Below are 4,610 nucleotides of genomic sequence, written 5' to 3' on the forward strand. Positions count from 1 at the left end.
TCGGGCTGTAGTGCCCAAGACCTTGCTTCCTACGCACTCGGACCAGTCAGTATGGCGTGCTCGAAGCACAGCCGGCTTGATCGGTCTCTTGCGCCCCATACTTGTTTCACGTGCTCTGGGAATAGCAGAATTTCCATCGGGTCAGTATAAGGCTGCATACTTTTACCTGCGTCCCGTTAACACAGGGCCATGTCTGAGACGTGGCAGGTACTCCTGCCCAAAGAAATCGACTCATCGGGCCCGGACTCTATCGCGGATTTCGCCGACTGCACAGGGATGGACGACTACGACAGCTACGAGGACGCGCTCAGCGATATCGGGCGTTACGATGCGGTTATCGTCCGCGTCGCACAAATCGACGCCGAAGCCATCGCACGGGCGGACAACCTGAAGGTCATCGCAAAACACGGGGCCGGGCTGGACAACGTCGACATGGCGGCGGCCGCCGAGCGTGACATCGTCGTCTGCAACACGCCGGGAGCCAACGCCCAGTCGGTCGCCGAGCACACCATCGCCTCGCTGCTCGGGGTTCGCAGGCATCTCCACACCGCCGACAGACACGTCCGCTCGGGTGAGTGGGAGCGGGCGGCCTTTACCGGACGGGAACTCACCGCCGACACGCTCGGCCTGTACGGCTTCGGGAACATTGCACAGAAGACGGCGGCGATGGCGACAGGAATGGGGATGCGCGTCGTGGCCTACGACCCGCGAAAGCCGAGCGACTACTTCCCGGAGGGAGTCCTGCGCGCCGAGCGGTTCGAAGGCCTGTTTGAGCGGGCCGACGCGGTGAGTATCCACGTCCCACTGACTGAACAGACACACCACTCCATCTCGACGGCAGAGCTAGCAGCGCTGGGCGAACACGGCGTCGTCGTCAACACCGCACGTGGGGCGATCATCGACGAGGCGGCACTGGTCGATGCGCTCGAAGCCGGCACCGTCGGCGGGGCCGCCCTGGACACGTTCGAATCGGAGCCCCCGGGTTCGGACCACCCGCTGTACGGCCGCGACGACGTATTGCTGACGCCCCACATCGGCGGGGTGACCACGCAGGCGCTGGCCCGGATGAGCCGACGGGCCGCGACGAACGTCCGAACCGTCTACGAGGGCGGGATACCCGACTCCACGCGGAACGGGGCTGCGCTCTCGGGAGGACACGGCAAATGAGGACTCGGAACGGGCTGCGACGAGCACTCGAAGCGGGCGAGACGGTCGTGGGCGCGAGCGCGGAGAGGTTTTCACCGACGGTCATCGAGACGCTGGGCGCCATCGGCCTGGACTACGTCTGGCTCGACCTCGAACACGGTGGACCCAGTCCTTACAACAGCACCGCCTTGGAAGAGTTGACCCGTGCGGCCGAAGCGGGCGACATCGAACTGTTGGTCCGATTGCCCAAACCCGAGCCGGCACTTATCCGGAAGGTGCTGGACGCCGGGGTTCGGACCATCCTGTTGCCCCGCATCGAGACTGCCGCGGAACTCCGGGCCGGCGTCAAGTCGGCGCATTTCGCCTACGACGGTGAGGTGGGCGACCGCGGCGTCGGCGTCGGCCGGTCAGGCGAGTGGGCCGGCTACGTCGACAGCTACGTCGGCGGCGAGGACGACGAGGTTCTGGTCGGGACGATGATCGAGAACCAGCGAGCGGTCGACAACATCGATGAGATACTGTCAGTGCCACAGCTTGGCTTTGCCTTTGTCGGCCCAGCAGATCTCTCGATGTCGCTGTCTGGCGGTGATCCGCTCGAAAAGAACACGGCGGCGGTCACTGCGGCTATCGAGCGCACACTGGAAGCGTGTCTCGACGCCGGCGTTCCGGTCGGTCGCATCCGCAACGACGCGGCAGACGCGCAGGCGGCTATCGACGCTGGCTACCGACTCGTCCGTATCGGCGGCGACACGGCATCGATGCGCGAGGTGCTGGGTGCGCGCCTCGACAAACTACGGAACTGACGGCTGTCTCGGAGCAGAATTCTGTCTGTCGGCGTTATCGGCGGTCGGATTCGGGGTTGTGCTTGCGGCGGTAGGTACCGACCATCTTCCACAGCGCGTCGTCGAGTCCCTCACCGTTCGCTTCCGCTTCGAGTTGTCGGTACAGGTTCTCAGAGAGTTCGATTCGAGGCATCACCAGTGTCTACCGACCGAGAGAACATAAAATCTAGCTGACACGGAAGCGAGTAAATGCTTTCAGGAGTTGAGACTGCACGGTCGTGGTTCGATGTCGGATTGCTCGTATCTACGTCGGTTGGAGTCAGAGTCGTGGTGTGAAGGATGGGTCCGGTGCGCCAATCGAGAGACCGACATTGGTCCCGTCGTCGGTAGCGCTGTCGATGTTGCGGGACGCACGGGCGTCTCCCACAACGTAGACATCGACCGGTAGCGAGTCGAGTTGACCCGCCAGCGAGTTCTCTCCCTCGTGTCCGACAGCCAGCACAACGCTGTCGGCTACGAACGTCGATTCGACACCGTTGGAGTCAGCGACTGTGACGGCAGACTTGGTGATCTCGGTGACCTGACAGTCGGTTTCCCAGTCTAAGTTCTCGCGGTCGTGAAACTGGTCTAGCATATCTATGCGGCTGATGACCTCCTTGCGTGGTGCGAGCTGGTCGGCGTACTCGAGGATCGTCACATCGTGGCCCCGCTCGGCCAGCCACTCAGCGGTGTCACAGCCGACGCTACCACCCCCGATGATGAGTACACTCCCCTCGATCGCTTCACGCTCGGCCAGCACATCCCACGCCTGAGAGACATGCTCCAGTTCGACGCCGGGCACGTCCAGCGACTGGGGATGTGCGCCGGTCGCCACCACGACGGCATCGGGGGCCGCTTCTCGGACCGTCTCGGTGTCGACTGATGTGCCGAGCTGCACGTCAACATCGGCCTCGTCGAGCTGGTGCTGGATATACTCGTTGAACCAGTCGATCTTCTCTTTGCCCGGGGCTTTCGCGGCGAGGTTGAGCTGTCCGCCCAGTTCGTCGCTGGCCTCGTAGAGGGTCACGTCGTGGCCGCGCCGGGCACTCCATACTGCCGTCTCCATGCCGGCCGGGCCACCGCCGACGACGAGTACCTCCTGCTGGTCGGGTGCGGGTTCGATGGACGCGAACTCGGCCTCGCGGCCGACAGTCGGATTGACCGAACAGCCCATCGGTTTGTGCGAAAAGATCCCGTCACCGACACAGCCGATGTTACAGCCGATACACCGGTTGAGATCCTCTGTCTGGCCCGCTTTTGCTTTCCGGGCGAAGTGTGGGTCGCTCACGTGTCCACGACCGATGGCGACGAAGTCGGTCACATCGTCGGCGACGAGGTCGTTGGCCGTCTCGGGCTGGCGGATCACACCCACGGCGATGGTCGGGATGTCGACGACCTCGCCGACCGTGGCGGCGTAGTGTGCGCGCCAGGCCTCCTCGTAACGCATCGGCTCGATAGTCTGGGGAGCCGAGCCGTAGGTTCCAGTCGTGACGTTGATCACGTCGATACCGGCCGACTCGAACAGTGCCGCCACGCGCTTCGAGTCGTCTATCTCCTGACCGTCGGGGACAAATTCTTCGACGGTCAGGCGGACCGAGAGGCCAAATCTCGGGCCGACGCGCTCCCGGATGCCCTCGACGATTTCCAGGGGGAACTGGAGCCGAGCTTCGAGGTCGCCGCCGTACCGATCAGTACGCTCGTTCGTCCGTGCGGACATGAACTGTTCGAGCAGGTAGCCGTGGCCACAGTGGAGTTCGACGCCGTCGAACCCGGCACGCTCGGCGCGTGCCGCAGCGGCGACGTGTTTCTCGACCAGTTCCTCGACCTCCTCGGTCGTCAGGACGTGGGGGTCCCTGGCGTTGTACGCTCTGGACACCTCTGAGGGGACGACCGGCCGTTCCCCCTGGGTCTTTTTGACTGTCGTTCCGCCACCGGCGTGGTTGAGCTGAATGAACGCCGTCGCACCGTGGTTCTGGATGCGCGTGGCGAGTTTCGAGTGGCCGGCAATGTACCGATGGTCGTCGATCCGCAACTGGCGGGCGATAGCGTTCCCTCGCGTGCCGTCCACGCCGGTACTGCCGACGATGACCATCCCGGCACCACCTCTCGCGCGCTCCTCGTAGTAGTCAAGTAGCTGATCCGTGACTTCGCCACGCTCGTTCGCGTAGTTCGTCCCCATCGCGGGAACGACGATTCGGTTCCGAACTGTCTGAGTGCCTATCTGTCCCGACTGAAACAATGCGTCAACGTTGGTCGCCATGTTTCGTATTAGCTGGCGATTAGTTCTCTCCGTCGAAAAGCTTACTGACGCTGCGCTGATGGAACTGACACTGGTGGCTGTAAGTTCGTAAAGATATTTGCCACCCCGGGGTGGGGAATTCCTTCAGTTTGTTACAGCCACCAGTATCAACCAAACAAAACCGCGATTGCTATACGGGTCGACACTGATAGATATTCGCCGGGGTCTGGCGAGCCGAATTCTATCAATCGTTCTGTCGACCCGTATACCCATCTCGCCGCAGTGAAGTAGCTGCCACCCGTAGCAACTCCAATGAGCGAGGACGGATCGAACACCGAGGACCCGCCCCAGATAACCAGCACCGGTGAGGGCACACAGCGGGAGGTCGTCGTGCCGCTGCGCCT

General features: G+C 63.0%; 4 protein-coding genes. 2 read left to right on the forward strand and 2 right to left on the reverse strand.

Annotation, left to right across the window (positions count from 1 at the left end):
• Positions 1-189: 189 nt before the first annotated feature.
• Positions 190-1,167: a hydroxyacid dehydrogenase gene (locus Q0964_RS01525; RefSeq protein WP_299262724.1), complete on the forward strand. Its 978-nt coding sequence runs from the start codon at positions 190-192 to the stop codon at positions 1,165-1,167.
• The gene (locus tag Q0964_RS01530) at positions 1,164-1,949 is read left to right on the forward strand and encodes an HpcH/HpaI aldolase family protein (protein ID WP_299262726.1); all 786 of its coding nucleotides are present in this window, start codon (positions 1,164-1,166) and stop codon (positions 1,947-1,949) included. Before Q0964_RS01525 ends, Q0964_RS01530 begins: the two co-directional genes overlap by 4 nt.
• Positions 1,950-1,983: 34 nt before the next feature.
• On the opposite strand, the gene Q0964_RS01535 is transcribed toward Q0964_RS01530, so the two are convergent.
• Both Q0964_RS01535 and Q0964_RS01540 read right to left on the reverse strand, forming a co-directional pair.
• Complete coding sequence (locus tag Q0964_RS01535) at positions 1,984-2,121, reverse strand: hypothetical protein (protein ID WP_299262728.1); 138 nt, start codon at positions 2,119-2,121, stop codon at positions 1,984-1,986.
• A 126-nt stretch (positions 2,122-2,247) separates the two neighbouring features.
• On the reverse strand, positions 2,248-4,227 hold the full coding sequence (locus Q0964_RS01540) for an oxidoreductase (protein ID WP_299262730.1): 1,980 nt from the start codon (positions 4,225-4,227) through the stop codon (positions 2,248-2,250).
• Positions 4,228-4,610 lie beyond the last annotated feature (383 nt).

The organism is Halorientalis sp., assembly GCF_028275115.1.
GTDB lineage: Archaea > Halobacteriota > Halobacteria > Halobacteriales > Haloarculaceae > Halorientalis.

Bases quoted from the DNA above. Each gene is read 5' to 3' on its own strand.
- Q0964_RS01530 (WP_299262726.1), top strand. From the start codon at position 1,164: ATGAGGACTCGGAACGGGCTGCGACGAGCACTCGAAGCGGGCGAGACG.
- Q0964_RS01540 (WP_299262730.1), bottom strand. From the start codon at position 4,227: ATGGCGACCAACGTTGACGCATTGTTTCAGTCGGGACAGATAGGCACT.
- Q0964_RS01535 (WP_299262728.1), bottom strand. From the start codon at position 2,121: ATGCCTCGAATCGAACTCTCTGAGAACCTGTACCGACAACTCGAAGCG.
- Q0964_RS01525 (WP_299262724.1), top strand. From the start codon at position 190: ATGTCTGAGACGTGGCAGGTACTCCTGCCCAAAGAAATCGACTCATCG.